We start from the raw sequence: 26,263 nt of genomic DNA, 5'->3' as shown, positions 1-26,263 counted from the left end.
CCCCCCCCCCCCCCCCCCCCCCCCCCCCCCCCCCCCCCCCCCCCCCCCCCCCCCCCCCCCCCCCCCCCCCCCCCCCCCCCCCCCCCCCCCCCCGGCTCCGCCCCGAACCCCGCGCCTCAAACGCCGGCGAGGCTGGATTTGCCCACCCGAGCCGCAAGAAGCCACCGGCAAGGCTGGATTTGCGCACCCGAGCAAAAGAGGCCGCCGGCAAGGCTGGATTTGCGCACCCGAGCAAAAGAGGCCGCCGGCGAGGCTGGAGTTGCCCGGATGAGCCGAAGAAGCCACCGGCAAGGCTGCGCACGCGGAACAAGGCTGGAGTTGCCCGGATACCCGGACACGCAAAAGGCCCGGCCCCCTTCGCAGGGGCCGGGCCTTACCGCTTGCGCGGAGAGCTACGCGCTAGTGGGAGTGACCGTGGCCGTGACCGGCCTCGGCCTCTTCCTCGGCCGGCTTCTCGACGACCAGGGTCTCGGTCGTGAGCAGCAGCGACGCGATGGACGCGGCGTTCTCCAGGGCGGAGCGGGTGACCTTGACCGGGTCGATGACGCCGGCCTTGACCAGGTCGCCGTACTCGCCGGTCGCGGCGTTGAAGCCCTGGCCCTTGTCGAGCTCGGAGACCTTCGAGGTGATGACGTAGCCCTCAAGGCCCGCGTTCTCCGCGATCCAGCGGAGCGGCTCGACGGCGGCGCGGCGCACGACCGCGACACCGGTGGCCTCGTCGCCGGTCTTGTCGAGGTTGCCATCGAGGACCTTGACGGCGTGGACCAGAGCGGAGCCACCACCGGAGACGATGCCCTCCTCGACCGCGGCGCGGGTCGCGGAGATGGCGTCCTCCAGACGGTGCTTCTTCTCCTTGAGCTCCACCTCGGTGGCCGCACCGACGCGGATCACGCAGACCCCGCCGGCCAGCTTCGCCAGGCGCTCCTGGAGCTTCTCGCGGTCCCAGTCGGAGTCCGTGGACTCGATCTCGGCCTTGATCTGGTTGACGCGGCCGGTGACCTCGTCGGACTTGCCGCCACCGTCGACGATGGTGGTGTCGTCCTTGGAGACGGTCACGCGGCGGGCGGTGCCCAGCACGTCCAGACCGGCCTGGTCGAGCTTGAGGCCGACCTCTTCCGCGATGACGGTCGCGCCCGTGAGGGTGGCGATGTCACCGAGCATGGCCTTGCGGCGGTCACCGAAGCCGGGGGCCTTCACCGCGACGGCGTTGAAGGTGCCACGGATCTTGTTGACGACCAGGGTCGACAGGGCCTCGCCCTCGACGTCCTCGGCGATGATCAGCAGCGGCTTGGAGGCACCGGCCTGGATGACCTTCTCCAGGAGCGGCAGCAGCTCCTGGATCGAGCCGATCTTGCCCTGGTGGATCAGGATGTACGGGTCGTCGAGGACGGCCTCCATACGCTCCTGGTCGGTCACCATGTACGGGGACAGGTAGCCCTTGTCGAAGGCCATGCCCTCGGTGAACTCAAGGTCCAGACCGAAGGTGTTGGACTCCTCGACGGTGATGACACCGTCCTTGCCGACCTTGTCCATCGCGTCCGCGATGAGGTCGCCGACCTGGCTGTCCTGCGCGGAGAGCGCGGCCACGGCGGCGATGTCGGACTTGTCGTCGATCGGGCGGGCCGTCGCGAGGAGCTCCTCGGACACGGCCTTGACCGCGGCGTCGATGCCCTTCTTCAGGGCGGCCGGGGACGCGCCCGCGGCGACGTTGCGCAGGCCCTCGCGGACGAGCGCCTGGGCGAGCACGGTGGCGGTGGTCGTACCGTCACCCGCTACGTCGTTGGTCTTGGTCGCCACCTCCTTCACCAGCTGGGCACCGAGGTTCTCGTACGGGTCGTCGAGCTCGACCTCGCGCGCGATGGTGACACCGTCGTTGGTGATGGTGGGCGCACCGAACTTCTTGTCGATGACGACGTTGCGGCCCTTGGGACCGATCGTCACCTTCACCGTGTCGGCAAGCTTGTTGACGCCGCGCTCAAGGGCGCGACGGGCGTCCTCGTCGAACTTCAGGATCTTCGCCATGGAGCTGAACTGTCCTCTCAAAAACAAGAACTGCGCCCCTCGCCGCCCGGCTAGTTATGTCGCAGGGGGCCAGGGGCGCAGAACAGAAGCAAACGTTGGGTGAATTACTTCTCGATGATCGCGAGCACGTCGCGGGCCGAGAGAACGAGGTACTCCTCGCCGTTGTACTTCACCTCGGTGCCGCCGTACTTGCTGTACAGCACGATGTCACCGGTCTTGACGTCGAGCGGAAGGCGCTCGCCGTTCTCGAAGCGGCCCGGGCCCACGGCCAGGACGACGCCCTCCTGGGGCTTCTCCTTGGCGGTGTCGGGAATGACCAGGCCGGAGGCCGTGGTCTGCTCGGCGTCGAGCGGCTGGACCACAATGCGGTCCTCAAGCGGCTTGATCGCAACCTTGGTGCTGGCGGTCGACACGATCCGGTCTCCCCCTTCGGAGATCTCACGGGGTTAACAGTCTTTGGGTGGCGACCAGGTGGGCCCGTCGTCGCGGGTGCCGGACCTGCCGGTCGCACAGTACTGCTGGCACTCTCCAGTGGGGAGTGCCAGCACTGAGACTATGACCGCGATTAGCACTCGGTCAAGCGGAGTGCCAATTCACGCCCCTCGTGGCGTCCGTACCGGACGGCATCACGCCCCGGACCGGCCGGAACCGGGCCTCCCCGCTGAACAACGTCCCGTCGGCCCGTACCGTTCCGCGCTTGCCCCGGCGCCGATCGCCCGCAGGAGACGACGACCAGCGCCCCCGGCGTCCCGTGGTCACCCCGCACCGCCGTGGCGCGCGGGCCCGCCGGCCGCGCCGCCGCCCGGCTCGGTGGCGGGTTCACCCGCTGCGCGGCCTTGCGGCCGAGCCGTTCGATCGGGTCCACCGACTGCGCGCAGCCGGTGGCGGTCAGGAGCGCACCGGCGGCCAGCAGTCCGGCCAGCAGCCGGTGCGCGCGTCTCATACGTAGTCCTCCAGCCGGGCCACGGCGTATCCCTTGTCCGTGATGACCTTCATGACGGCCCGGATCATGTCGGGCATGGAGCCCTTCCAGTCCTTCTTGCCGCGGAAGTGGGTGAGGATGATGTCTCCGGGGTGCAGGTCCTGGTCCTCCTCCCGCCACTCCATGTGGTCGGGGAACGCCTCCTCCGACCACAGGGGCACGGCGGTGATGCCGCAGGACTTGGCGATCCGCAGGGTGTCGCCGTTGTAGTTGCCGTACGGCGGCCGGAAGAGCCGGGGGCGCTCGCCGTACTGCTTCTGGAGGATGTCCTGCTGGTCGCAGATCTCCTGCTTCTGCTCGTCGTAGGAGAGACCGGGCAGGTAGCGGTGGTTGAGCGTGTGGTTGTTGATGGTGACGCCCCGGGCCTGCGCGTCCTTGAAGTACCCGTAGTCGTCGCGCACCAGGTAGTCGCTGAGGAAGGCGCTGTACGGGATGTTCAGGTCCGACATCATCCGCAGCAGCTCGGGGTCCTTGTCGTCCCCGTCGTCCATCGTCAGGAAGACGATCTTCTTGTCGGTCGGGACCGTGGTGAAGACCGGCGGCAGCGAGTCGTCTCCGCCCTCGACCTCGAAGCCCTTGCGGGTGGTGATGTGCGGCTTCACGGCGGGCGGGACGGGCGCGGTCAGCGGGGTGCTCGCCAGCCCCCACTTCTTGGCGGCGACCGCACGGGCGGCCTGGGCGAGGCGCGCCTTCTCGGCCTGCGCGGCGCGGGTGCCCGCCGCTCCCGCGTTCCCGGCCTGGGCGCCCGGCTGCCCGGCGAGGGCCTTGGCCCCCTGTCCGGCTCCCGCGTCGGTACGGCTGTCGGTCCCGGCCGCGCAGCCGGAGCCGACCGCGGCGACCAGGAGCGCGGCCAGGACTGCGTATCCGGGGCGGCGCCGGAGGTATCCCCGGGCGCGTCCCGTGCCGCCCTGCCCCTGTTCCGCCTGTCCGGGTCTGCGCCTCTTCATGATGGATTCTTCCTTTTGTCGTACAAGCTGCATGGCGCCGCATACTGCCAGTACGTCAGCGGGCTCCCGGGCCGACACCGCCGCCGGGCCCGCACGGTCCCCCGGCTGGCTCACAATGGGGCAGGTGAACGCTCTCGCCCCGACCGACGGCTCCGATCCGACCGACGGCCCCGATCCGTCCGACGCCCCCGACCCCCTCGCCGGCTTCCTGGCCCTGCGCACCCCGGAGGGCGCCGAGCTGCTGGCCGGGCTGCGCTCGTACGACCCCGCCACCGAACTCGCCACCGCCACCCGGCTGCGCCGCACCCACCCGGCCGGTCTGGTCTCCGCGGCGCTGGGGCAGGCGCGGCTGCGGCAGCGGGCGGTGGCGAAGTTCGGCGCGCAGGACGCGCACCGGATGTTCTTCACGCCGAACGGGGTGGAGCAGGCCACCCGGACCTCGGTGGCGGCCCACCGCGCCGGACGGTTCGCGGACGCCGGGGTACGCAGCGTCGCCGACCTCTGCTGCGGGATCGGCGGCGACGCCCTCGCACTGGCCCGCGCCGGGATCTCCGTCCTCGCCGTGGACCGCGACCCGCTGACCGCCGAGGTGGCCAGGGCCAACGCCGCCGCGCTCGGCCTGGACGCGCTGATCGAGGTGCGGTGCGCCGATGTCACGGAGATCGACACCTCGCCCTACGACGCGGTGTTCGTCGACCCGGCCCGCCGGGGCGGCCGGGGCCGGATCTTCGACCCGGAGGCCTACTCCCCGCCGCTGTCCTGGGCGACCGCCGCCGCGCTGAAGGCCCCGAGAGCGGCGTTGAAGATCGCCCCAGGCGTCCCGCACGAGGCGATCGGCCCGCAGGCGGAGGCCGAGTGGATCTCGGACGGCGGCGACGTGAAGGAGGCGGTGCTCTGGTACGGCGAGGGCTTCGAGGCCGGTTCGTACCGCGCCACCCTGCTCCCCTCTGGAGCCACCCTGGCGGCCCCGGCCGCGCTGCCCGCCCCGCCGGTCGGTCCGGTAGGCCGGTATCTGTACGAGCCGGACGGCGCGGTGATCCGGGCCCACCTGGTCGCGGACATCGTGGACCGGTGCGGCGGCCGGCTGATCGACGAGATGATCGCGTACGTCACGAGCGACGAGCTGTACGACTCCCCGTACACCGCCGGGTACGAGATCACCGATCAGCTGCCGTTCAACATGAAGCGGCTGAAGGCGCTGCTGCGGGAGCGGAAGGTCGGCGTCCTGACGGTCAAGAAGCGCGGCTCGCCGGTCGAACCCGAGGAACTACGCCGGAAGATGAAGCTCCAGGGCCCGAACCGGGCCACGGTCTTCCTGACCCGGGTGGCGGACGCGCCGACGATGCTGATCGGCCACCCCGTGACCGGCCCGGAGGCCGGCCACCGGTAGCGAAGCCGGAGGCCGACCACCGGTAGCGAAGGCGGCACGCCGGAGACGCCCTACCCGAGGTCGGTCAGCTCGTCCGCGTACACCTGCGAGAGCGGCTGCGGGCCCACGTACTGCTGGCAGTTGCACCCGCCCGACTCGAAGCGGACCGGCTTCTTCTGCTCGTCCCAGGCGGTCGGCACCTCGACCAGCTCATGGCACTTGCCCTGCTTGTCGTGCTTGGCTAGGTGGTGCGTGCAGCCGCAGACCGGCTCCGGCGGCTTGTTCGCCGCCTCGACGGCCAGCCGTTCCCGCTTGCCGGCCTCCAGCAGTTCCAGCCTGCGCTCGTGCCGGTTGCGCAGCGCCGTACGGCCGTTGTCGACCAGCCAGCCGAATCCGCCCGTCCAGAAGATGATCAGCAACCACCAGTACCACTCCATGACACGCCCTCCCCCAGAGTCCTTCGTGTACGCGCCAAGGATAGGACCGGAGTCAGCGGTGAGCGCCGCCCCCGGTGGAGATCAGCGCGCCGGGGGCGGGCGCGCCGATCAGCACCCGGACGACCCAACGCCGGTGCAGGAGCGCCTTGGTGACGCCGGTCAGCCCGACGAGCCAGCCGATCAGGCCGAGCCCCATGCCGAGGGCGACCAGCCCGTAGGTCTCGTCCCCACGGGTGGCACCGGCCGGAACGGCGACGCAGGTGAACAGCCCGCCCGCGCACAGCAGGAAGGAGAGCAGCAGCCAGACCAGGCTCGTACCCGGCATCCGGAGCGCGCGGTCACCCACCGGATCGCGGTCCAACTCGCCCCACGCCACGAGCAGTCGGCGGATCCGGATGTCCCGGCGCAGACCGAAGACGACCAGGATGACGGCCGGCACCAGGGCGCCCACGCCCAGGGCGAGGAGGACCACGCCGTAGATGGCGCCGAAGAAGTCGTAGGCCTCCTCGAAGGTGATGAAGGCCGTGCCGACCAGTGACCAGCCGAGCGCGCCGAGCGCCCCCCAGAGCCACAGCAGCCCGAGCCGCCCCGGCCCCAGGTGCATCTTCACCAACTCGCCCAGGATCAGGGCCCGGTCGGCGAGCAGGGCGCCCCGGTCTGGCCAGGTGCGTATCTCCACGGGCGGCGGGGGCGGGGGCAGCGCTGAACGGCGGGACATGGACGGGACCCTACCGAGTGCGCACGGCCCGGACCGCCCTCGGGACCGGGTTTCAGGCGTTGCGCAGGGCCTCGATGTCGAGCCGCTTCATGCCGAGCATCGCCTTCATGGCGCGGGCCGCCTTCTCCGGGTCCGGGTCGGTCAGGGCGTCACCGAGGCCGGGCGGGACGATCTGCCAGGAGACGCCGAACCTGTCCTTGAGCCAGCCGCACTGGCTCTCCTGTCCGCCGTCCGCGGTGAGCTCGCCCCACAGCCGGTCCGCCTCCTCCTGGGAGTCGCATTCGACGGAGAGGGACACTGCCTCGTTGAAGGGGAACTCGGGGCCGCCGTTGAACGCGATGTACTCCGCGCCTTCCAGCTGGAAACGCACGGTCATCACGGCGCCCGCCTCGCCGGGTGACGACGCGGTCCAGCGGGTCACGTCCAGGACGCGGGAGTCACCGCCGACGACCGAGATGTAGTGGTCCGCGGCCTCCTCGGCCTGGTTGTGGTCGAACCACAGGAACGTGGTGACTTTCTGCATGGTCTTCTCCTCACACGGTGGTGCGGGCGGTCGTGCAGGTTAGACCGGTTTCGGGCCCGGAACTCATCGGCCGGGCACAGCCGGATCGGCATCTCCCGCGCCATGCTTCCGGAGGTCTTCCGGACCTGCCACCGGTACGCCCGCCGGGCCGGTTACGGGAGCGGTCGCCGTCCCGGTTCCGGACGTGGCCGCCTGCCCGGCTCCGGACGTGGTCGCCTGCCCGGTTCCGGACGTGGCCGCCGTCCCCGTGCCCCGGTCGCGCGGGAGCAGGACCAGCGCCGCCAGCGCCCCCGCCGCGAGCAGCCCGGCGGCGGCCCAGAAGGCCGTCGCGTATCCGGAGACCAGGTCGGCCCGCCGGCCGGAGTCCCCGCTGACCTGAGCGGCGACCGTCACCAGGACCGCGAGCCCCAGCGAGCCGCCCACCTGCCGGGCGCTGTTCAGCAGCCCGGAGGCCATGCCGGTCTCCGCGGCCTCAACATCGGTCGTCGCGGCGGTGCCGAGCGGTACGAAGCACATGCCGATGCCGACGGCGGTGACCACGGACGGGCCGAGGACGAAGGTGAGGAAGGTGCCGTCCGTCCGGGCGGTGACCGCAAACCCGGCGATGCCGAGAGCGGCCAGCGAGCCGCCCAGGGCCAGCAGCCGCCGGGGGCCGAGCGCCGCGACCGTACGGGTGGCGATGACCGAGCCCGCGACGACGCCGGCGCAGAACGGCAAGAAGGCGATTCCGGCCGCGGTCGGCCCGTAGCCGAGCACCTGCTGGAGGCAGAGCGAGACGAAGTAGAACGCGGCGAACTGACCGGAGCTGAGCAGCAGGCAGAACAGGTTCGCCGTCAGGACCGGCCGCCCCTTCAGCAGGCCGGGCCGGAGCAGCGGATGCGCGGTGCGCTGTTCGACGACGACGAAGGCGACGAGCAGCAGGGCCGCGCCGCCGAGCGTGCAGAGGGTCCTGGCGGAGCCCCACGGATGGGTCGAGGTCCCCACGAGCCCGAGGACGAGGAGGGTCGTACCGCAGGTGGCGAGCAGGGCGCCGGTCACGTCGAGCCGCGCACCGGGCCCCGCAGGTCCCGCGGCCGGTCCGGTGCGCAGGGAGGCGAACAGGGCGAAGGCCACGATGGGCACGTTGACGAGCATCACCGCACGCCAGCCCGCCGCGTCCGTGAGCACCCCGCCGGCCAGCACCCCGACCGCGCCGCCCGCCGCCCCCGCCATTCCCCAGAGCCCGAGGGCGCGGGAGCGCGCCGGTCCGGCCGGGAAGGCGATGGCGATCAGCGCGAAGGCCACCGGGGCGAGCGCGGCGGCGCCGACCCCCTGCACCGCCCGCGCGGCCAGCAGCAGGCCCGGCGACCCGGCGAGCCCGCCGGTCAGGCTCGCCGCCCCGAAGAGCACCAGGCCGCCGATCAGCACGGGCCGGCTGCCGAGCAGGTCGGCGAGGCGCCCGCCGAGCATCAGCAGCCCGCCGAAGGCGAGCGCGTACGCGTTCACGACCCACAGGAGCCCCTGCGGAGTGAAGCCGAGGTCGGCGCGCATGTCCGGCAGCGCGACGTTCACCACCGACATGTCCAGCGCCACCATGAACTGCACGGTGAGAGCTACCAGCAGGAGCCAACGCAGCTGCCGTGACGGGTCGTTCACGGTCTTCCCCTTCCCTCGCGGTCACTCGGTCAAGTGATTACTATACGCGTATAGAAATTGTGCGCGAAGACCTTGGGACGGAGAGGGGAGAGAATGGCCGGGTGTCAGGGACAGAGAAGAAACCGCCGGGGTCGAAGCGGTCCGTGGGGCGTCCGCGCAGGCTCGATCCGGATGCCATGGTCGCCACGGCGCGCCGCATCATCGAGGAAGAGGGCCTGGACGCCCTGAGCATGCGGCGGGTGGCGAAGGAGCTCGGCTCCACGCCGATGGCGCTCTACCACTACGTCCAGGACAAGGACGAGCTGCTGATGCTCACCCTGTCGGGGACGGCGGCCGCCTTCCCGCGCCCGGAGCTGCCCGCGGACCCGCGCGAGCGGCTGACCGCCGTCGCCGCGCACATGCACGGGATCCTGGAACAGATCCCCTGGGTGCTCGACATCCTGGCGCTGGGCGAGCTGACCGACCGCGACGCGCTCTGGATGGTCGAGGAGATCATCGACTGCGCGCTCCGCTGCGGCCTCTCCCCCGGCCAGTCGGTACGCGCCTACCGGACGATCTGGAGCTACGTCTACGGCGATCTGGTCTTCCGCCGGGCCGCCGCCAGACGGGCCGAACACCCGCCGTCCAAGCGGTACTTCCCCGACATGGTCACAGAGGCGGACGCGGCGGAGCTGCCCCGGCTCACCGAGATCAAGGACGACTGGCGGGCGTACGCCGCCGACTACGACGTCGTGGACGAACTCGACGCCATCATCACCGGTCTGCTGACCCGAGGGACCCAAGGGGGCCAAGGGACCCGAGGGACTCGAAGCGCCAGCGGTGCACCGGCCGGGTGACGGCCCCCGCGTCCGGCTCGGGCAGCTCCGGCAGCTCGTCGCCGTACGCGCCCTCCCACCAGGTGATGACCAGCACCCGGTCCTGCGGGGCGCGCAGCAGCTCGCTGCGCAGCGGCGGCCGCGCCAGCTCGCCCGCGCGGGCGCGCGCCCACTCCAGCAGCTCCGCGCCCCGGCCCTCGGTGGCGCGGGCCTCCCACATCAGTGCGACGGTCGTACCGCTCATGAGTAGAGGTTGTCCTTGCTGATCTCGTGCACGTGATCGTGATCGTGCGAGTGCGAGTGCGAGTGGCCGTGGGCGCCGGGTACGTGGGGCTCGGTCACCGGCAGCGAGGAGTCCGCCGAAAGCTCCAGGTCGGAGGGGGCCCGGTTGCGGGCCACCATCTCCGCGCCCAGGGCGGCGACCATCGCGCCGTTGTCGGTGCACAGACCGGGGCGCGGCACCCGCAGCCGGATGCCGGCGCGCTCGCAGCGCTCCTGGGCGAGTGCCCGCAGCCGTGAGTTGGCCGCGACCCCGCCGCCGATCATCAGGTGGTCGACGCCCTCGTCCTTGCAGGCACGCACGGCCTTTCGGGTGAGCACGTCCACCACGGCCTCCTGGAAGGACGCCGCCACGTCGCGTACCGGCACCTCCTCGCCGGCCGCGCGCTTCGCCTCGATCCAGCGGGCGACGGAGGTCTTGAGGCCGGAGAAGGAGAAGTCGTAGGCGGGGTCGCGCGAGCCGGTCAGTCCGCGCGGGAACGCGATGGCCTTCGGGTCGCCCTCCCTCGCGAGCCGGTCGATGACCGGGCCGCCGGGGAAGCCGAGGTGCAGCACCCGGGCGATCTTGTCGAAGGCCTCGCCCGCCGCGTCGTCGATGGTCGCGCCGAGCGGCCGGACGTCGTTGGTGATGTCGGGCGCCAGCAGCAGCGAGGAGTGCCCGCCGCTGACCAGCAGCGCCATCGTCGGCTCGGGCAGCGGGCCGTGCTCCAGCTGGTCGACGCAGATGTGCGAGGCCAGGTGGTTCACCCCGTACAGCGGCTTGTTCAGCGCGTACGCGTACGCCTTCGCCGCCGAGACGCCGACGAGCAGCGCACCGGCCAGCCCGGGACCGGCGGTGACGGAGATGCCGTCGAGGTCCCGGCCGCTGACCCCGGCCTCCTTGAGCGCGCGCTCGATGGTCGGGACCATCGCCTCCAGGTGGGCGCGGGAGGCGATCTCCGGGACGACGCCGCCGAAGCGGGCGTGCGTGTCGACACTGGAGGCGACGGCGTCGGCGAGCAGCGTCGTCCCCCGGACGATGCCGACGCCGGTTTCGTCGCAGGAGGTCTCGATACCGAGTACGAGCGGTTCGTCAGCCATCAGTCAGTCTCTGTTTCTTGTACGTGGAGGCGCATGACGAGCGCGTCGATGTTGCCGGGCTGGTAGTAGCCGCGCCGGAAGCCGATCGGTTCGAAGCCGAAGCGCTCGTACAGCTTCTGCGCCCGGGTGTTGTCGACCCGGACCTCAAGGAGCACCTCGGCGCACTCGAAGGCCGTGGCGTGCTTCAGCAGGTCGGTCAGCAGCTCGGAGCCGAGGCCGCCGCCCCAGTGGTCGCGGGAGACGGCGATCGTCTGTACGTCGGCGAGGTCACCGGCCGCCGCGAGCCCCGCGTAGCCGACGATCCGGCCGGTGGCCGGGTCCTCCGCGACCACGTAGCGGCGGGTCGCCCGCGGGCCCCGGGCGTGGGCCAGCTCGGACCAGAACATGCCGGGTGACCAGGCGTCGTCCGGGAACAGCTCGTGCTCCAGGTCGAGCACCGGCTCGATGTCCCACCAGCGCATCTCGCGCAGGACGGCGGTCGCGGTGGTCACTTCGGCGTGACCACCTTGTAGTTCTTCGGGACCTGCGCGTCGGGCCTGCGGAGGTAGAGCGGCGTCGGCGGCAGCATCTCGGCCCCGGAGGCGAGGCGCTCGGCGGCGAGGGCGGCCAGCGCACCGGCCGCGACGTGCTCGGGGCCGCGCGCGTCCGGGAACGCCTCGGGGTAGAGCACCGCGCCCGCCCCGACGACGGGGAGCCCGGCGAGCCGCTCCGCGATCTCCGCGGGCCGGTCGACGGCGGGTTCGCCGGTCCGGGTGCGGGGGTCCTCGTACCGCGCCCAGTAGACCTCCTTGCGGCGGGCGTCCGTCGCGACGGCGAACGGTCCCTCTACGCCGTTCTGTCCGGCGGCGTACGCGAGGCCGTCCAGGGTGCACAGTCCGTGCACGGGAACGGACAGCACGGACCCGAAGGTCGCGGCCGTCACCAGGCCGACCCGCAGGCCGGTGTACGGGCCGGGGCCGACGCCCACGACCACGTCCGTCACGGCGTCGAGTTTCACCCCGGCGGCGGCGAGGACCCGGTCGACGGCGGGCAGCAGCAGCTCCCCGTGCCGCCGGGCGTCGACCTGACCGGACTCGGCGACGACACGGGTCCCGTCGTACAGGGCGACGGTGACAGCGGGGGTGGCGGTATCCATAGCGAGCAAGAGCACGCAAACAGCCTACGGCTCCCGCGCGGGGGCGGTCGCGCCCCGTACGGCGTCCCGGCCCCCGGGGTCACGGCTGCTACCGTCACCGGGTGTACGCGGAGTACGTGTAAACGCTTGTACGACAACCAACGGCGAAAGAGGCGCGCACGGTGTCTAGGGGCAGCTCGGGAATCGTGGTCGCGCTCACCGCGGCGGCCGTGGCCGCGGTGAGCTTCCTGGCCTACCAGGCGTCGGCGAACGCCCCCGCCAGCGTGGCCCCGAAGCCGAAGGCGTCCAGCAGCTCGCCGGCCGCCGGGCACGCCAAGCCGAAGCCCACGAAGGACCCGCTCGCGGTCCCGGGCTCCTCCGGTACGGGGACGCGGGTCGTGTACGCGCTGGATGACCGGCGGGTGTGGCTGGTGGACGCGAAGGGCAAGGCGACCCGGACCTTCAAGGTGATGCCGAGCGCGGTCAGCGCGCTCCCGGGGACGTACCAGGTCACCTCGCGCTCCGGCAGCGTCACCGGCTCCGACGGGGTGCCGATCGAACACGTGGTGCGGTTCGCGACGACCAACGACGTGGCCATCGGCTTCAGCGCCGCGCAGGACGGCTCGATGGAGAGCCCGGACCCGACGCTGAAGGCGGGCGGCGTACGGATGTCCCGTGCGGACGGCAACGCGGTGTGGACGTTCGCCACGGTCGGCGCGAAGGTCGTCGTGATCCCGTAACCCGGATCACCCGGCCCCTCAAGCCCATCCAGCACCTCAAGCCGTGGCCGGGCACCTCAAGCCCGTCCGGCGATTGAGGACGTCTTTGAGCTCAGCCACTTCAAGCCCGTCCGGCGATTGAGGACATCCGTAAGCTCGGCCGCCCCCGGCGCAAGGGTTCCGTCCTCAATCGCCGGACGGGCTGGAGTGGCCGGACGGGCTGGAGTGGCCGCCCTCGCCCTCACGCGGCGCAGCCGCCTCGTCCGGCGGCGTCGACACCGCGCTCGCCGCCGCACCCGCCGCCAGCAGTTCGGTCATCGTTACCGCGCGCGGCGGCCGCAGGTCACTCTCGGATGTCGGCATGGACGCCTCCTGGGGCTCCGGTGGAAGGCACGGTTAGGCAGACCTAACCTGCTCTCGCCCTCCATGTCACCACGCCCGCCCCGCCCCGCGCAACAATTTGCCGACACCGCGTCGGAAAGCGGGATCGGCTCAGGCCCCCTCCGCCACCCACGGCTCCCAGGACTCATGGGCCAGTCCGGCCCAGCGCGTACCCACGCCCACCAGCGTCACCACGCGCCGCTCGTCGTCCGTGTCACCGACCGCCCGGTCGATCAGCACCTGGAGCCGGTCGTCCGCCAGCTCCTCGACCTTGCCGTCGCCCCACTCGACGACCACCACCGATTCCGGCAGCGACACATCGAGGTCCAGGTCCTCCATCTCGTCGAGCCCGCCGCCCAGCCGGTAGGCGTCGACATGGACCAGGGCGGGGCCGTCGCCGAGGGGCGGGTGGACGCGGGCGATCACGAACGTGGGGGACGTGACGGCGCCGCGCACCCCCAGGCCCTCACCGAGGCCTCGGGTCAGGGTGGTCTTCCCGGCCCCCAGCTCTCCGGTGAGCATGACGAGGTCGCCGGGGCGCAGCACACCGGAGATCCGGCGGCCCAGGGCCTGCATCTGTTCGGGGGACTCGACGGTCAGCCTCACGCTGACGGTGCCGGTCGCGTTCGCGGCGGTCTCAGCGGCCGCCGGGCTGTTGTGCGGTGCTTCCATGCCCGCCAACGTTAGAGGATTCCGGTACGGCTCCCGCGCGCACCAGCAGGTCCGCGAGCCGGTCGGTCACCGTCTCCGGGTGCTCCAGCATCACCAGGTGCCCGGCGTCCGGGACGATGACGAGTTCCGCGTCGGGCAGCCGGTCCGCGATCGCCTCGCTGTGCGAGCTGGGCGTCACCAGGTCCTTGTCGCCCGCCAGGATCAGCACCGGGACGTCGAGGAACAGGGGCAGCGCGTTGCTCTTGTCGTGCTCGGTGAAGGCCGGGTAGAACTCCGCGACCACATCGATCGGCGTGGACTCGATGAGGCGTTCCGCGAACCGTTCGACCGCCGGGTCCACGTCCCGCGAACCGAACGAGTACCGCTTGATGAGCCCCGCGAACAGGTCCGCGGTCGCCCGCCTGCCCCGCTCCACCAGCTCCGCCTGCGAGCCGAGCGCCCTCAGCACCCCGGGCAGCACCCGGCGTACCGCGTTCACGCCCGCCACCGGCAGCCCGAAGTTGACCTCACCGAGCTTCCCGCTCGACGTACCGACGAAGGCGACGGCGGCGACCCGGTCGCGCATCAGGGCCGGGTACTGGTCGGCGAGCGCCATCATCGTCATGCCGCCCATCGAGTGCCCGACCAGCACCAGCGGTCCCTCGGGGGCGGCCGCGTCGATCACGGCCTTGAGATCGCGGCCGAGCTGGTCGATGCCGACCGGCACACCGCCCGCGCCCTGCGCCTGGGCCCGGCCGCGCTCGGAGCGGCCGTGACTGCGCTGGTCCCAGTGGACGGTGCGCACGAGTCCGCGCAGGGCCGCGCGCTGGAAGTGCCAGGAGTCCTGGCTGAGGCAGTAGCCGTGGCTGAAGACGACCGTGACGGGGGCGGGGGCCTTGCGTCCGAAGAGCCGGCGCCTGCGCGGACCGGCGGTGTTGCCGGGGGGCGTACCGCCGGTGCCGGTGCCGGTGCCGGGGTCGACCTCGTCGATCTCGTAGTACAGCTCGGTGCCGTCGTCGGCGGTGGCCCGGCCCGGCAGCCCGCGCAGCGAGCCGTACGGACCGGTGGCGTCCAGCGCCAGCCTGGCCCGCTTCCGCATGCCCCGGCCGACCGTCAGCCGCTCGACCGCGACACCGGCCGCCGCGCCCGCCGCGATCACGCCTATGGCGGCCCCGGCGACCCCCGCCCGGCGCCAGCCGACCGTCGAAGCGGCCGTCGCCATCGCGTCCCCCGCGCTGATCTCGCTCACCGTGCCGCGCTCCTCGTGGGTCGTGTCCTTCGGGTCAGGTCCGGTCCGATCACATCAGCTCCGATCGGACCGGTCCCGGTCCAATCTGCTCCGATCTGATCAGACCGAAACCGATCGTGCCTGGTCAGGAACGCTTCCTCGGTCAGGACCCGGCCGACTCTCCGTCCGCAGTCCCGCCCGCTGTCATGTCCACAGTGCCGTCCGCAGTCCCGTCCGCAGTCCCGTCCGCTGTGCCGTCCGCTGTGCCGTCCCGGTAGACGCGTGGTACCCGGGCGCCGATCCGGGTGACGATCTCGTACGCGATCGTGTCCGCCGCCCGCGCCCAGTCCTCCGCGCTCGGCTCGCCCCGGTCACCGGGACCGAACAGCACCGCGTCGCTGCCCTCCGCGACCACGTCGCCGTCCAGGTCGACGACGAACTGGTCCATCGCCACCCGGCCCGCGACCGTCCGCCGGACCCCGCCGACCAGGACCGGGCCCCGGCCGGACGCGTGGCGTGGGATGCCGTCCGCGTACCCCACCGGCACCAGGCCGAGCGTGGTCTCGGCGGACGTCGTGTAGTGGTGCCCGTAGCTGATGCCGTGCCCGGCCGGGACCTGCTTGACCAGGGCGACGGAGGCGGCGAGCGTCATCACCGGACGCAGCCCGAAATCGGCCGGGGTGCCCAGCTCCGGGCTGGGCGAGATGCCGTACATGGCGATGCCCGTCCGCACCAGGTCGAAGTGCGACTCGGGGACGGTCAGCGTCGCCGGGGAGTTGGCGATGTGCCGCACCTCGGGCTCGGCACCGGCCTTCTCCGCGTACGCCACCATGTCGCGGAACACGGTCAGCTGGGCGGCGATGGAGGGGTGTCCGGGCTCGTCCGCGCAGGCGAAGTGCGACCAGAGGCCGGTGATCCGGACCGTCCCGGCCTGCTCCGCGGTGCGGGCGGCGGCCACCAGCTCGGGCCAGTCGGCGGGCTGGCAGCCGTTGCGGCCGAGTCCGGTGTCGGCCTTGAGCTGGATACGGGCGGGGCGGCCGGCCTCCGTCGCCGCCGCGGTGACCTCGCGCAGCGCCCACATGCCGCTGACCGAGACATCGACATCGGCCTCGATCGCCTCGCGCCAGGGCCCGCCCGGCGTCCACAGCCAGCACATCACCCGGCCGCCCAGCCCGGCCGCGCGCAGCGCCAGTGCCTCCTGCGGGGTGGCGGTGCCCAGCCAGGTCGCACCGGCTTCGAGCGCGGCACGGGCACAGGGCACCGCGCCGTGTCCGTACGCGTCGGATTTGACGACGGCCATGAGCTGCGCGCCGGACGCCCGTGCGCGCAGAACGCGCACGTTGGCGCGGAGTGCGGCGAGGTCGATCTCGGCACGGGCTCTCAAGGACGCTGTCTCGTTCATCGCGCCCAGTGTCTCAGAGCCGGGTCTCAGAGCCGTACGCTGCGGCCTGCGGGCGCCGCTCGCGGCAGGACCCTGGGTCAGCGGTGGCGCAGCTCGTGTTCCAGGTGGTCGACGAGGACCGGTACGTGGCTGTGCGGGACGTCCTTGACCGCTGTCACCAGCGTCACCGGGCCGCCGTCGCGGACCAGCGCGACGAGTTCACCGACGGCGGCCGTGTGCATGGGGTCGGCCAGTTCCGTGCGGTAGCGGTCGACGAAGTCGTCGTAGCGGGTGCCGGAGCGGTCCTCGTGGTACCAGGAGCGCAGCTCCTTCGACGGGGTGACGTCCTTGAGCCACTTGTCGATCGCGGCGCGTTCCCTGGCGACCCCGCGCGGCCAGAGCCGGTCGACCAGCACGCGGGTGCCGTCGCCGTCCTCCTGCGGGTCGTACACCCGGCGTACGCGCACGTCACCGCTGCTGTCGCTCACGACCGAGCCCCTCTCTCGCCGCTTCCAGGATCACTCAGGCCCGTACGTCCCGCCAGGCAGACCGGATCGCCTCCGCGACGTCCTGGGCGGCGACCGGGGAGCCGTCGGAGGCGTGCCGGGCCGCGAGGCCGTGGAGGTGGGCGCCGACGGATGCGGCATCGCGGGGGGCGAGACCGGCGGCGAGCAGCGAGCCGGTCAGCCCGGAGAGCACGTCGCCACTGCCCGCCGTGGCGAGCCAGGAGGTGCCGGTCGGGTTGACCCGCACGGGGGCGCCGGGATCGTCGGCGGCGATCAGCGTCGTCGAGCCCTTGAGCAGGACCGTGGCGCGGAACCGGGAGGCGAGTTCGCGTACGGCGGTGAGCCGCCCCGCCTCTACCTCCTCGCGCGGAACGCCGAGCAGGGCCGCGGCCTCCCCGGCGTGCGGGGTCAGGACGGTCGGCGCGGTGCGCGCCCGGACCACGTCGGCGTCCAGCAGCCGCAGCCCGTCCGCGTCGACCAGCACCGGGACGTCGGCGGCCAGCACGTCGGAGACGGCCTCCTCCGCGTCCGTCCCGTCACCGAGCCCGGGACCGACGACCCAGGCCTGCACCCGCCCCGCCTTGGACGGCGGGCCCGCGTGGACCAGGGTCTCCGGATGCCGCGCGATGACCGCGTCCGCCCCGGGGCCGACGTAGCGCACAGCCCCGGCCCCGCCGCGCAGCGCCCCGGAGACGGCCAGCACCGCCGCGCCCGGGTAGCGCGCGGACCCGGCGGCGATGCCCACGACACCGCGCCGGTACTTGTCGCTCTCGGCGCCCGGTACGGGCAGCAGGGCTGCCACGTCCGCGTACTGGAGCGCCTCCAGGTCAGGCACGGCGGGCAGTTCGGCGCCGAGCCCGATGTCGACGAGGTGCAGCGCCCCGGCCCGTTCGGCGGCCGGGTCGATGAGCAGCCCCGGCTTGTACGCCCCGAACGTGACGGTGACGTCGGCGCGGACCGCGTCCCCCAGCACCTCACCGGTATCGGCCTCGACGCCGCTGGGCAGGTCGACGGCGACGACGGGCGCGTCGTGCGCCGTGTACCGGGCCACCAGCGCGGCGGCGCCGGGGCGCAGTCCGCCGCGTCCGCCGATGCCGGTGACGGCGTCGACGACGAGGTCGACGCGGCCCGCCCAGTCCCGGTGCCTGCTCGTCGCCGGGACGTCGAGACCGTCCACCACCCGGCCGCCCGCCGCGCGCAGCGCCTCGCTCCCGCCCTCGTGGGCCCGGCCCGGCGAGACCCGCACGGCGAGCACACCGGCCCCGCGCCGGGCGAGCCGGGCACCCGCGTACAGCGCGTCGCCGCCGTTGTCGCCGCTGCCGACCAGGAGGACGACGCGGGACCCGTACACCCGGCCGCCGCGCCGCAGCAGGTCGGTGCAGGCGGCGGCGAGCCCCGCGGCGGCGCGCTGCATCAGCGTGCCCTCCGGGAGCCGTGCCATGAGGGCCTGTTCGGCGGCCCGTACGGTCGAGACGCTGTACGCAGTACGCATGGCTCCAACGTACGCAGAAAACGCCGGCCACGCCTTCGCCCATCACACCGAGGCTCAGCCCTCCGCGATCACCACGGCGGACGCCACCCCCGCGTCATGGCTGAGCGACACGTGCCACTGCCGCACGCCCAGTTCGGCGGCGCGCGCGGCGACCGTGCCGCTCACCCGCAGCCGGGGCTGCCCGCTCTCCTCGACGTACACCTCGGCGTCCGTCCAGAGCAGCCCGGCGGGAGCGCCGAGCGCCTTGGCGAGCGCCTCCTTCGCGGCGAACCGCGCGGCCAGCGAGGCGATCCCGCGCCGCTCACCGTCCGGCAGCAGCAACTCGCTCTCCAGGAAGAGGCGTTGAGCCAACCTCGGGGTGCGCTCCAGCGCCTCGTCGAACCGTTCGATCTCCGCCACGTCGATACCGACCCCGATGATCACGTAACCGCCCCACTCACTTCATCGCACTCATTCCACGGTGACGGACTTCGCCAGATTGCGCGGCTGGTCCACTTCGTTGCCCCGGGCCGTCGCCAGCTCGCAGGCGAAGACCTGGAGCGGAACGGTGGCGACCAGCGGCTGAAGCAGCGTAGGCGTTGCGGGAATCCGGATGAGGTGGTCGGCGTACGGGACGACCGCCTCGTCGCCCTCCTCCGCGATGACGACGGTGAGCGCGCCCCGGGCCCGGATCTCCTGGATGTTCGACACGATCTTGCCGTGCAGCACCGAGCGCCCGCGCGGTGACGGCACCACCACGACGACCGGGACGCCGTCCTCGATCAGCGCGATCGGCCCGTGCTTCAGCTCCCCGGCGGCGAACCCCTCCGCGTGCATGTACGCGAGTTCCTTGAGCTTCAACGCGCCTTCCAGGGCGACCGGGTAGCCGACGTGCCGGCCGAGGAAGAGCACCGTGTCGTGGCCCGCCAGCGAACGTGCGAGGGCGCGCACCGGCTCCATGGTCCCCAGGACCCGCCGCACCTCTCCGGAGATCTCGGAGAGCTGACGGATGACGGTGCGGATCTCGTCGCCCCACTTGGTCCCCCGGACCTGGCCGAGGTACAGCGCGACGAGGTAGCAGGCGACGAGCTGGGTGAGGAACGCCTTGGTCGAGGCGACGGCGACCTCCGGCCCGGCGTGCGTGTACAGGACGGCGTCGGACTCGCGCGGGATGGTGGACCCGTTGGTGTTGCAGATGGCGAGGACCTTCGCGCCCTGCTCACGGGCGTGCCGCAGTGCCATCAGGGTGTCCATCGTCTCGCCGGACTGTGAGATGGCGATGACGAGCGTGCGCTGGTCCAGGATCGGGTCCCGGTAGCGGAACTCGCTGGCCAGCTCGGTCTCGCAGGGGATCCGGGTCCAGTGCTCGATGGCGTACTTGGCGATCATCCCGGCGTGGAACGCGGTCCCGCAGGCGACGATCACCACCTTGTCGACCTCGCGCAGCTCCGCCCGGGTGATCCGCACCTCGTCGAGGTGCAGGGTCCCCTCCGGGTCGATCCGGCCGAGGAGGGTGTCGGTGACGGCCTTCGGCTGCTCGGCGATCTCCTTGAGCATGAAGGAGGGGTAGCCGCCCTTCTCGGCGGCGGACGCGTCCCAGTCCACGTGGTACGGCAGCACCTCTGCGGGCCGCCCGTCGAACCCGGTGACGACGACCCCCTCCCGGCTCAGCTCCACCACCTGGTCCTGGCCCAGCTCGATCGCGGACCGGGTGTGCGCGATGAACGCGGCGACGTCGGAGGCCAGGAACGCCTCACCCTCCCCCACCCCCACCACGAGCGGGGAGTTGCGCCGGGCCCCGACCACCACGTCGGGCGCGTCCGCGAACACCGCGACGAGCGTGAACGCCCCTTCGAGCCTCCGGCAGACCTGCCGCATCGCCCCGGCCGGGTCCTCGCCGCCCGCGAACTCCTCGGCGAGGAGGTGCGCGACGACCTCGGTGTCGGTCTCGGATGCCAGCTCGTGGCCGCGCCCGGTCAGCTCCGAGCGCAGGGCGGCGAAGTTCTCGATGATCCCGTTGTGCACGACGGCGACGCGTCCGGCGTTGTCCAGGTGCGGGTGGGCGTTGACGTCGGTGGGGCCGCCGTGCGTGGCCCACCGGGTGTGGCCGATCCCCGCGCTCCCGGCCGGCAGCGGCCGCTCGACCAGCAGCTTCTCCAGATTGACGAGCTTCCCGGCCCGCTTCGCGGCGGCCAGCCCGCCATCAGCGAGGACGGCGATCCCGGCGGAGTCGTACCCCCGGTACTCCAGACGCTTGAGGCCCGCGACGACGACGTCCTGCGCCGACTGCCCACCGACGTATCCGACGATCCCGCACATATCAGCCCTTTCATGACCACTTGCCCATGTTCTTCGCATATTCGCAGAAGGTGCGGGGGGCGGCAGGGAGGACGGCGTCGGCCAGGGAATGCGGCGCCACGGCTCGGCGCCGGAGCACGCGGCCGCCACGGAGGCCCGTGCAGCGCCCGCTCCTCACCCGACGACCCTGATCACGGGCCCACCCGTGCGGGCTTCTACTATCGAATTCGGTGTTCTCCGGCGGACGCCGACGCCCGCCCGGTCGTGCCCGCCGCCCAACAGCGACACGACACGACGACGGCCCCCACATGGCGTTGGCGTCGAACATCGAGCATCGAACATCGAGGAGGAACGTTCATGCGTGCCCGGAATATCGTTGCCGCCACGGCGACAGCATTGGCGCTGGTGGGCGCCCGCGACCTCGTCCAGAAGAAGCACGCACTGCTCCGGAACTTCCCGGTGGTCGGGCACGCCCGGTACCTGCTGGAGACGATCGGTCCGGAGCTGCGGCAGTACATCGTGACCTCCAACGACGAGGAGCGCCCGTTCAGCCGTGACCAGCGCACCTGGATCTACGCGTCGGCGAAGGGCGAGAACAACTACTTCGGGTTCGGAACCGACAACGACGTCGAACACGTGCAGGGGCACGCGTACGTGAAGCAGCGCACGTTCGCCGGAGAACTGCTCCCCGACGTGCACGACCCGCAGGCCCTGCTGCCGTCGGCCAAGGTGCTGGGCGGGCCGCGCGGACGTGCCAAGGCGTTCCGGCCGGCGAGCGTGGTGAACATCTCGGCGATGAGCTTCGGTTCACTCTCCGGTGCGGCGATCACGGCCCTCAACAAGGGGGCGGCGCTGGCGGGCACGATGCACAACACGGGCGAGGGCGGCCTCTCGCCCTACCACCGCAACGGCGGGGACCTCGTCCTCCAGATCGGTACGAGCTACTTCGGCTGCCGCAACGCGGACGGCAGCTTCAGCCTCGACAAGCTCATGGACGTCGTCGCCGGCGCCCCGGTCAAGGCGATAGAGATCAAGCTCTCCCAGGGCGCCAAGCCGGGGCTGGGCGGGTTGCTGCCGGGTGCGAAGGTGACCCCGGAGATAGCCGAGATCCGGGGCATCCCGCTCGGCGAGGACTGTGCCTCCCCGTCACGGCACACCGCGTTCAGCGATGTCGACTCGATGCTCGACTTCGTCGAACTGCTCGCCACCGAGACCGGTCTGCCGGTCGGGATCAAGAGCGCGGTCGGAGAGATGGCGTTCTGGCGGGAGCTGGCGACGCTGATGGCACGTGGCGACCGGGGCGTCGACTTCGTGACCGTCGACGGCGGCGAGGGCGGCACCGGGGCGGCGCCGTTGATCTTCGCCGACTCGGTGTCGCTGCCGTTCCGGATGGGCTTCTCCCGGGTCTACGGCACCTTCGCCGAGCTGGGGCTGACCGACGACCTGACGTTCATCGCCTCCGGCAAGCTCGGCCTGCCGGAGAACGCCGTGGTCGCCTTCGCCCTGGGCGCCGACATGATCAACGTGGCGCGTGAGGCGATGCTGTCGATCGGCTGCATCCAGTCGCAGAGGTGCCACACCGACAAGTGCCCCACCGGCGTCGCCACCCAGAACCCGCGGCTGGCCCGCGGCCTCGACCCGACCTCGAAGGCCGCCCGCGCCGCCGCCTACCTGCGCACCCTGCGGACAGAGCTGATGAAGGTCTCGGCGGCCGTCGGCGTCGCCCACCCGGGCTTCATCACGGCCAACGACATCGAGATCCTGAACGGCGACTACGACGCCCGCACCCTGTCCGGTGTCTACGGCTACAAGGACGGCTGGGGCGAGCTGGGCCCGCACGTCGCCGATGAGATCACCGAGTTGCTCGCCACCCGGTCCAAGGCGGCCTCCGAGCAGCAACCGGCCGCCTGAACCGCCGACAGTGAGCCCGGACAGCTCCTGGAGGTCGATGCCGTCCCTGCCGCAGCCGGAGCGGTAAAGTAGGAACCACTCATACTTTGAACCGTTCCTACTTTACCGCCTGCCTCAGGAGAGTCCGTGGCCTTCACCGGACGCGGCCGTGAGCTACGCATTCTCGGATCGTGGCTGGAGCGCGTCGCTTCGGGGGCAGGCGGCAGCACCGGTCAGGCGCTGGTGATCAAGGGGCGACGCCGAATCGGCAAGACCCGCCTGGTGCAGGAGTTCTGCGCCCGTTCGGGGAAGCCGTACGTCTTCTTCCAGGCGACCCGCAGCCAACCCGCGCCGATGGCCCGCCGGGCCCTGTTCGACGCGGTCGCGGGCGGCCACGGCATGCGACACCACGGCTCGGCGCTGGAGCACGCCGCCGCCCCGGAGGACTGGGTCCGGACACTGGCCGCCGTCGCGGCCACCCTCCCCTCGGACGAGCCGGTGATCCTCGTACTGGACGAGGTCCCCTGGCTGTCCGAGGCGGACGCCGGATTCGACGCGGCGCTCAAGACGGCCTGGGACATGCATCTGTCCGCGAAGCCGGTGCTCCTGCTGCTGCTCGGCTCCGACCTGGCGACGATGGACCGGCTGACGTCGTACGACCATCCGTTCCACGGCCGGGCGGGGCAGTACACCGTGGGCCCGCTCAGCCCGGCGGACGTGCAGGACTCCACCGGACTGGACGCGGCAGCCGCACTCGACGCCTATCTCGTCACCGGGGGCTTCCCCGAGGTGGTCACCGGCTGGCAGTCCGGGGAACCGGTCGCCTCCTACCTGAACCGCCAGCTGGAGGACCCGTCATCGGTGCTGCTCACGACAGGTGAACGCTCCCTCGCCGCGGAGTTCCCCGCCCGGCTCCAGGCGGGCCGGGTGCTCCGGGCGATCGGTTCCGGCGAGCGCACCTTCTCCGGCATCGCCGCGAGCACCGGGGGCGCCGACGGGCGCGCCCTGGCACACGGCACGCTCGCCCCGATACTGACCGAACTCACCGAGGCGAAGCGGATCGTCGCCGCAGACCTTCCGCTGTCGACGCAGGCGGCGCCCAAGCTCAAGCGCTACCGCATCGCGGACACGTACCTGCGCTTCTGGCTGGCCCACCTGGAGGACGCCGTCGCCCAGGCGGAGAGGGGCAGGGGTGACGTCTCGGCGGCACGTATCCAGCGGTCCTGGCCGTCCTGGCGGGGACGCGCGGTGGAACCGGTGATCAGGGAGTCGCTCGCCCGCCGGGTGCCGGACGGCCTCTTCCCCGAGGCGACGGAGACCGGCGGCTGGTGGAACCGCCAGAACAACCCGGAAGTCGACCTCATCGGCGCCGACGCACAGCCGGTGGCCCGCCGCGTCGCCTTCGTGGGCTCGGTGAAGTGGCGCGACGAGACCCCGTTCGGGCCCGGGACCTGGCCGAACTCGCCGCGTCCGCACAGCAGGTGCCGGGCGCGCGGGACGCGGCCCTGGTCGCGGTCAGCCGCCGGCCCCCGACGCGAGCGGCGGCCGAGGGGCTCGCCGCGCACTGGGGGCCAAAGGACGTACTGGCCGCGTGGCGGTGACCCGCTTCGCCGAACCGTTGACCACCGCCCCGGCGACGGAACCGGACAGCCGACTCTGATCATCCAGGGCAGTACAGCACTGATCCGCGAGGGGGCGGCCATGCATGGTTCTGGCACGGGTTCGAAAGCACCCTCCGGCGCGGGTTCCACTCGGCGCATGCGGACCGGTAGCCAACTGTGGGTGGCCGCCGCCGCCAACCTCGGCATCGGGCTGTGCGCGATCATCCCCGCCCTGTGTATCCGATGGATCTTCACCCGTTACCTGCCGATGGACTGCTCGGCCACGGGCGCGTCCGTCCACAGCACGGGCTGCGACAGGGAGACGTACGAGGACGGAACCATCTACATGTTCGGCGCCGCACTCAGCGGCCTGTTCGTCCTCGGCATGATCCTGGTGGTCGACGTCCTCATGCCACGCCAGGAGCGCTGGCCGATGGGCATCTGGCTCGGAATGGCCCTGCTCGTGCCCGCCCCCTTCTTCGCCGGGCAGGAGCTCGGCCGGTTCTGACCGGGCGGCAGGGCTCTGCCGGTCCCACGGCTCAGGACAAACCGATGGCGCTCATGGGCTCACACCTATGACGAGAGGAGCTTCCGTGATGGACCGGTCCGCTCTGGAAGAGCTGGAGACGCTGTTCGTCTTCACCCCTTCGCCGGGCGATACGTGGAGGTTGACCATCGCCCGGCTCAAGCAGCAGCTGCTGAAAACCGATCCCGAAGCGTTCATTCGCATGGAGGATCCGCACGACAGGAATCCGTCCGGGAACTCATTCATGTTCTTCGAATTCACTCTTGACGGCGGCGGGATCGAGGCAATGTCCAGACTCGCTCCGGAGGGCGTTGCGGCTCAGAACTGCACTGCACGGCAGGCAGCAGGTTTTGTGAGATGGCTGCGCGCCGGTGTCGTCCCACCGGGGCATGCGATCACGTTCAATACCGAGTGGGGACTGGAGAGCGAGATTCCGGACGCCACCGTACCCATTGCCGAGAACAGCCAACTGATCGACTTTTTCCTGGCCCACGTCGTCGAGACCGGAGGACTGGCGTAGCCCGGCGCCTCCTCACACCCCGAGGGCCTGCCACGCGCAAGCATGCGCGAGCAGGCCCTCGGGGGACGGCGGTGGCGGTGTACCGGCGCTCAGTCGGTCGACGCGTACGAGACGAACTCGGCCCAGGCGCCCGGGGCGAAGCCGAGTTCCGGGCCGGGGATGTTCTTGGAGTCGCGGACGTGGACGGTGGCGGGGGCGGCGGCGACCTCGACGCACGAGGGGCCGTCGTTGGTGCTGTAACTGCTCTTGAACCACGTCAGGTCGGAAGGACTTCCGGCCGAGGGCTTGGCACTCATGTCTCTCCCAGCAGTTTCGATGAACATTCGCGAGAGCCAAGGCGTGAGCGCCAGGGCCCGGGGCAGGCCGTACCGCATCTCAAGGATCTGGACTTCCTTGGGATCGCCGATCAGCCGACTGGTGAGCTGCACTTCATTGAGCCCCACAGCCGTGCCATCAGTCAGCTTAAACACCCGGTGAGGGCCGCCCAAGCCCGCGTGCTCCTCGGTGTCGGTCGGCATCACCTGGATCTCCACATGCCTCAACATGCTGAGTTCTAGAAGGTGTTCGAGCTGTTGACGCAACACCATTTTGCCGCCCGTGGGGCGCCTGAGCGTGGCCTCCTCCTGCACGAAGGTCAGCAGCGGGGCGGGCCGACGCTGGAAGATCGCCTGCCGGGCCATCCGCGCGGCCACCAACCCGTAGACCCAGAGGCACTGGCCACGCGCTGGGGCGTCCGGCAGGGCCCGTTCCCCCGCAAGACGGTCTGGGCGGAGCTCGCCCTCACCGGATCGTGACCACCACGACCCGGTCGGCCACGACGCGGTGGACCACGACCCGGCCGGCCGCGACGCGGCTGCCCACGACGTAAAAGGCTTTTAAGTCCTTTGGGAAGAAGAAACTCTCAAACCCAACCCCACCCGACCCACCCCGGTGGACCTCAGCAAGCTCCCGCACGCCCGCGTGGGCGCCTGTCACTCACACGGGTGAGGTTGGCCAACTGAGCTGGATTTCGCCCGGGTTGCCTGGCATATGCTCACGAAACCAACTTCAGACATGAGATGGCCCCCGCCGGGACCTTGGGTTCCAGTGGTCGTCGCAACACCGCCTGGTTTTTAGGTGGTGAGTAGATCACGTAGACGCTCGGCTGGGGTATCCCAGTCGAGCGTCTTG

Annotated in this window: 27 protein-coding genes and 1 pseudogene; 6 read left to right on the top strand and 22 right to left on the bottom strand. The window is 71.7% G+C overall.

Annotated elements, in window-relative coordinates:
• Positions 1-399: 399 nt before the first annotated feature.
• The 4 genes from groL to ACZ601_RS38795 form a co-directional block, all read right to left on the bottom strand.
• Entirely contained in the window at positions 400-2,022 is a 1,623-nt protein-coding gene (gene groL / locus ACZ601_RS38810; protein ID WP_440578268.1) for a chaperonin GroEL, read from the bottom strand.
• Positions 2,023-2,126: 104 nt separating this feature from the next.
• Entirely contained in the window at positions 2,127-2,435 is a 309-nt protein-coding gene (groES, locus tag ACZ601_RS38805) for a co-chaperone GroES (protein ID WP_311303721.1), read from the bottom strand.
• 152 nt (positions 2,436-2,587) lie between these two features.
• Entirely contained in the window at positions 2,588-2,965 is a 378-nt protein-coding gene (locus ACZ601_RS38800; RefSeq protein WP_469546888.1) for a hypothetical protein, read from the bottom strand.
• Positions 2,962-3,984, bottom strand: a complete 1,023-nt coding sequence (locus ACZ601_RS38795) for a polysaccharide deacetylase family protein (RefSeq protein ID WP_469546885.1) — start codon at positions 3,982-3,984, stop codon at positions 2,962-2,964. Before ACZ601_RS38795 ends, ACZ601_RS38800 begins: the two co-directional genes overlap by 4 nt.
• Before the next feature lie 82 nt (positions 3,985-4,066).
• Between ACZ601_RS38795 and ACZ601_RS38790 the strand changes: the two genes are divergently transcribed.
• Positions 4,067-5,341: a THUMP-like domain-containing protein gene (locus ACZ601_RS38790; protein ID WP_469546882.1), complete on the top strand. Its 1,275-nt coding sequence runs from the start codon at positions 4,067-4,069 to the stop codon at positions 5,339-5,341.
• 50 nt (positions 5,342-5,391) lie between these two features.
• Here ACZ601_RS38790 and ACZ601_RS38785 read toward each other — a convergent pair whose 3' ends face one another.
• The 4 genes from ACZ601_RS38785 to ACZ601_RS38770 form a co-directional block, all read right to left on the bottom strand.
• Complete coding sequence (locus ACZ601_RS38785; protein WP_073732634.1) at positions 5,392-5,757, bottom strand: hypothetical protein; 366 nt, start codon at positions 5,755-5,757, stop codon at positions 5,392-5,394.
• Positions 5,758-5,809: 52 nt separating this feature from the next.
• Positions 5,810-6,475: a hypothetical protein gene (locus ACZ601_RS38780; protein WP_469546879.1), complete on the bottom strand. Its 666-nt coding sequence runs from the start codon at positions 6,473-6,475 to the stop codon at positions 5,810-5,812.
• Positions 6,476-6,527: 52 nt separating this feature from the next.
• Positions 6,528-6,998: a VOC family protein gene (locus ACZ601_RS38775; protein WP_469546876.1), complete on the bottom strand. Its 471-nt coding sequence runs from the start codon at positions 6,996-6,998 to the stop codon at positions 6,528-6,530.
• Positions 6,999-7,061: 63 nt separating this feature from the next.
• Positions 7,062-8,573: an MFS transporter gene (locus ACZ601_RS38770; RefSeq protein WP_469546895.1), complete on the bottom strand. Its 1,512-nt coding sequence runs from the start codon at positions 8,571-8,573 to the stop codon at positions 7,062-7,064.
• A gap of 161 nt (positions 8,574-8,734) precedes the next feature.
• Here ACZ601_RS38770 and ACZ601_RS38765 point away from each other — a divergent pair, with 161 nt between their 5' ends.
• Positions 8,735-9,469, top strand: coding sequence for a TetR/AcrR family transcriptional regulator (locus ACZ601_RS38765; RefSeq protein ID WP_469546874.1), 735 nt, complete (start codon positions 8,735-8,737; stop codon positions 9,467-9,469).
• Here the strand turns inward: ACZ601_RS38765 and ACZ601_RS38760 are convergent.
• Genes ACZ601_RS38760 through tsaB form a run of 4 tightly spaced genes read right to left on the bottom strand, consistent with a single transcriptional unit; the run spans position 9,387 to position 11,942 of the window.
• The gene (locus tag ACZ601_RS38760; RefSeq protein ID WP_469546872.1) at positions 9,387-9,692 is read right to left on the bottom strand and encodes a hypothetical protein; all 306 of its coding nucleotides are present in this window, start codon (positions 9,690-9,692) and stop codon (positions 9,387-9,389) included. The two genes, ACZ601_RS38765 and ACZ601_RS38760, sit on opposite strands and share 83 nt — an antisense overlap.
• Positions 9,689-10,807 carry a tRNA (adenosine(37)-N6)-threonylcarbamoyltransferase complex transferase subunit TsaD gene (gene tsaD / locus ACZ601_RS38755; RefSeq protein ID WP_469546869.1) on the bottom strand — a complete coding sequence of 373 codons (1,119 nt, stop codon included), beginning with the start codon at positions 10,805-10,807 and terminating at the stop codon, positions 9,689-9,691. Before tsaD ends, ACZ601_RS38760 begins: the two co-directional genes overlap by 4 nt.
• Positions 10,807-11,298 carry a ribosomal protein S18-alanine N-acetyltransferase gene (rimI, locus tag ACZ601_RS38750; protein ID WP_469546867.1) on the bottom strand — a complete coding sequence of 164 codons (492 nt, stop codon included), beginning with the start codon at positions 11,296-11,298 and terminating at the stop codon, positions 10,807-10,809. Before rimI ends, tsaD begins: the two co-directional genes overlap by 1 nt.
• Positions 11,295-11,942 carry a tRNA (adenosine(37)-N6)-threonylcarbamoyltransferase complex dimerization subunit type 1 TsaB gene (gene tsaB / locus ACZ601_RS38745; RefSeq protein WP_440574282.1) on the bottom strand — a complete coding sequence of 216 codons (648 nt, stop codon included), beginning with the start codon at positions 11,940-11,942 and terminating at the stop codon, positions 11,295-11,297. Before tsaB ends, rimI begins: the two co-directional genes overlap by 4 nt.
• Positions 11,943-12,127: 185 nt before the next feature.
• Here tsaB and ACZ601_RS38740 point away from each other — a divergent pair, with 185 nt between their 5' ends.
• On the top strand, positions 12,128-12,661 hold the full coding sequence (locus ACZ601_RS38740; RefSeq protein ID WP_469546892.1) for a hypothetical protein: 534 nt from the start codon (positions 12,128-12,130) through the stop codon (positions 12,659-12,661).
• 165 nt (positions 12,662-12,826) lie between these two features.
• Here the strand turns inward: ACZ601_RS38740 and ACZ601_RS38735 are convergent, their stop codons facing one another.
• The 8 genes from ACZ601_RS38735 to glmS form a co-directional block, all read right to left on the bottom strand.
• Positions 12,827-13,003: a hypothetical protein gene (locus ACZ601_RS38735; RefSeq protein ID WP_440574274.1), complete on the bottom strand. Its 177-nt coding sequence runs from the start codon at positions 13,001-13,003 to the stop codon at positions 12,827-12,829.
• A gap of 129 nt (positions 13,004-13,132) precedes the next feature.
• Positions 13,133-13,693 carry a tRNA (adenosine(37)-N6)-threonylcarbamoyltransferase complex ATPase subunit type 1 TsaE gene (gene tsaE / locus ACZ601_RS38730; RefSeq protein ID WP_469546863.1) on the bottom strand — a complete coding sequence of 187 codons (561 nt, stop codon included), beginning with the start codon at positions 13,691-13,693 and terminating at the stop codon, positions 13,133-13,135.
• Positions 13,659-14,921 (bottom strand): alpha/beta fold hydrolase, encoded by a 1,263-nt coding sequence (locus tag ACZ601_RS38725; protein WP_469546861.1) that lies wholly within the window; start codon positions 14,919-14,921, stop codon positions 13,659-13,661. The genes tsaE and ACZ601_RS38725 overlap by 35 nt, the downstream gene beginning before the upstream one ends.
• Positions 14,922-15,063: 142 nt before the next feature.
• Entirely contained in the window at positions 15,064-16,302 is a 1,239-nt protein-coding gene (gene alr / locus ACZ601_RS38720) for an alanine racemase (protein ID WP_469546859.1), read from the bottom strand.
• A gap of 77 nt (positions 16,303-16,379) precedes the next feature.
• Positions 16,380-16,769, bottom strand: a complete 390-nt coding sequence (locus ACZ601_RS38715) for a DUF488 domain-containing protein (RefSeq protein WP_469546857.1) — start codon at positions 16,767-16,769, stop codon at positions 16,380-16,382.
• A gap of 34 nt (positions 16,770-16,803) precedes the next feature.
• Positions 16,804-18,279, bottom strand: a complete 1,476-nt coding sequence (locus tag ACZ601_RS38710) for an NAD(P)H-hydrate dehydratase (protein WP_469546856.1) — start codon at positions 18,277-18,279, stop codon at positions 16,804-16,806.
• A 54-nt stretch (positions 18,280-18,333) separates the two neighbouring features.
• Entirely contained in the window at positions 18,334-18,702 is a 369-nt protein-coding gene (locus ACZ601_RS38705) for a holo-ACP synthase (RefSeq protein ID WP_469546854.1), read from the bottom strand.
• Between the two features lie 27 nt (positions 18,703-18,729).
• Positions 18,730-20,577: a glutamine--fructose-6-phosphate transaminase (isomerizing) gene (glmS, locus tag ACZ601_RS38700; protein WP_440574267.1), complete on the bottom strand. Its 1,848-nt coding sequence runs from the start codon at positions 20,575-20,577 to the stop codon at positions 18,730-18,732.
• 336 nt (positions 20,578-20,913) lie between these two features.
• On the opposite strand from glmS, the gene ACZ601_RS38695 reads away from it, so the two are divergent.
• From ACZ601_RS38695 to ACZ601_RS38685, 3 genes are all read left to right on the top strand, one after another.
• Positions 20,914-22,467, top strand: a complete 1,554-nt coding sequence (locus ACZ601_RS38695; protein ID WP_469546849.1) for an FMN-binding glutamate synthase family protein — start codon at positions 20,914-20,916, stop codon at positions 22,465-22,467.
• Between the two features lie 126 nt (positions 22,468-22,593).
• Positions 22,594-24,555, top strand: coding sequence for an ATP-binding protein (locus ACZ601_RS38690; RefSeq protein WP_469546845.1), 1,962 nt, complete (start codon positions 22,594-22,596; stop codon positions 24,553-24,555).
• Between the two features lie 88 nt (positions 24,556-24,643).
• Positions 24,644-25,093 (top strand): hypothetical protein, encoded by a 450-nt coding sequence (locus ACZ601_RS38685; protein WP_469546842.1) that lies wholly within the window; start codon positions 24,644-24,646, stop codon positions 25,091-25,093.
• An 89-nt stretch (positions 25,094-25,182) separates the two neighbouring features.
• Here ACZ601_RS38685 and ACZ601_RS38680 read toward each other — a convergent pair whose 3' ends face one another.
• Complete coding sequence (locus ACZ601_RS38680; protein ID WP_440574263.1) at positions 25,183-25,389, bottom strand: DUF397 domain-containing protein; 207 nt, start codon at positions 25,387-25,389, stop codon at positions 25,183-25,185.
• A pseudogene (locus ACZ601_RS38675) lies at positions 25,386-25,788 on the bottom strand (DUF5753 domain-containing protein); the annotation flags it as partial. The gene ACZ601_RS38680 and the pseudogene ACZ601_RS38675, both read right to left, overlap by 4 nt.
• Between the last annotated feature and the right edge of the window lie 475 nt (positions 25,789-26,263).

The sequence above is a fragment of the Streptomyces sp. NPDC104307 genome, assembly GCF_055584045.1.
Note: the sequence above shows the minus strand (reverse complement) of the source record. Positions and strands in the feature narration are given on the sequence as shown.

Bases quoted from the DNA above. Each gene is read 5' to 3' on its own strand.
- groL (WP_440578268.1), bottom strand. From the start codon at position 2,022: ATGGCGAAGATCCTGAAGTTCGACGAGGACGCCCGTCGCGCCCTTGAG.
- ACZ601_RS38800 (WP_469546888.1), bottom strand. From the start codon at position 2,965: ATGAGACGCGCGCACCGGCTGCTGGCCGGACTGCTGGCCGCCGGTGCG.
- ACZ601_RS38795 (WP_469546885.1), bottom strand. From the start codon at position 3,984: ATGCAGCTTGTACGACAAAAGGAAGAATCCATCATGAAGAGGCGCAGA.
- ACZ601_RS38790 (WP_469546882.1), top strand. From the start codon at position 4,067: ATGGGGCAGGTGAACGCTCTCGCCCCGACCGACGGCTCCGATCCGACC.
- ACZ601_RS38785 (WP_073732634.1), bottom strand. From the start codon at position 5,757: ATGGAGTGGTACTGGTGGTTGCTGATCATCTTCTGGACGGGCGGATTC.
- ACZ601_RS38780 (WP_469546879.1), bottom strand. From the start codon at position 6,475: ATGTCCCGCCGTTCAGCGCTGCCCCCGCCCCCGCCGCCCGTGGAGATA.
- ACZ601_RS38775 (WP_469546876.1), bottom strand. From the start codon at position 6,998: ATGCAGAAAGTCACCACGTTCCTGTGGTTCGACCACAACCAGGCCGAG.
- ACZ601_RS38770 (WP_469546895.1), bottom strand. From the start codon at position 8,573: ATGGTGGCGCTGGACATGTCGGTGGTGAACGTCGCGCTGCCGGACATG.
- ACZ601_RS38760 (WP_469546872.1), bottom strand. From the start codon at position 9,692: ATGAGCGGTACGACCGTCGCACTGATGTGGGAGGCCCGCGCCACCGAG.
- tsaD (WP_469546869.1), bottom strand. From the start codon at position 10,807: ATGGCTGACGAACCGCTCGTACTCGGTATCGAGACCTCCTGCGACGAA.
- tsaB (WP_440574282.1), bottom strand. From the start codon at position 11,942: ATGGATACCGCCACCCCCGCTGTCACCGTCGCCCTGTACGACGGGACC.
- ACZ601_RS38735 (WP_440574274.1), bottom strand. From the start codon at position 13,003: ATGCCGACATCCGAGAGTGACCTGCGGCCGCCGCGCGCGGTAACGATG.
- tsaE (WP_469546863.1), bottom strand. From the start codon at position 13,693: ATGGAAGCACCGCACAACAGCCCGGCGGCCGCTGAGACCGCCGCGAAC.
- alr (WP_469546859.1), bottom strand. From the start codon at position 16,302: ATGAACGAGACAGCGTCCTTGAGAGCCCGTGCCGAGATCGACCTCGCC.
- ACZ601_RS38710 (WP_469546856.1), bottom strand. From the start codon at position 18,279: ATGCGTACTGCGTACAGCGTCTCGACCGTACGGGCCGCCGAACAGGCC.
- glmS (WP_440574267.1), bottom strand. From the start codon at position 20,577: ATGTGCGGGATCGTCGGATACGTCGGTGGGCAGTCGGCGCAGGACGTC.
- ACZ601_RS38695 (WP_469546849.1), top strand. From the start codon at position 20,914: ATGCGTGCCCGGAATATCGTTGCCGCCACGGCGACAGCATTGGCGCTG.
- ACZ601_RS38685 (WP_469546842.1), top strand. From the start codon at position 24,644: ATGGACCGGTCCGCTCTGGAAGAGCTGGAGACGCTGTTCGTCTTCACC.
- ACZ601_RS38680 (WP_440574263.1), bottom strand. From the start codon at position 25,389: ATGAGTGCCAAGCCCTCGGCCGGAAGTCCTTCCGACCTGACGTGGTTC.